Here is a 293-nt window from a genome sequence, read left to right on the forward strand (position 1 = left end):
AAACGAAAGCCCCGTTCGACATTCTGCTGCGCTTTATAGGTGGCCAAAAGTTCGGCCATGGTCAGCGTATCGCTGTGGTCATTGGTCGCCAGGATGAACACCCCGGTCTGGTTGCGGGCCTCTTCAACGCAAGCCAGGCTAGTTGCAGCCAACCCAGTGATTTGAAACTGATGGCCAATTGGCTCTTCGCCACGCTTGGGTCTGCCACGTCCTGTATAAACGGGTTCACCTACCACTTCGGCATCCAGTTGCAGCAGCATCAAGCTGGCGGTAAAACAGCTCAACTCAGCTTG

Annotated in this window: 1 pseudogene; it reads right to left on the minus strand. The window is 54.9% G+C overall.

The window, feature by feature from the left end:
• Positions 1 to 293: pseudogene (locus MUW49_RS21245) on the minus strand (IS1634 family transposase); the annotation flags it as partial.

This window comes from Aeromonas sp. LsrichE-8G (genome assembly GCF_022869435.1).
Classification (GTDB): Bacteria; Pseudomonadota; Gammaproteobacteria; order Enterobacterales; family Aeromonadaceae; genus Aeromonas; species Aeromonas caviae.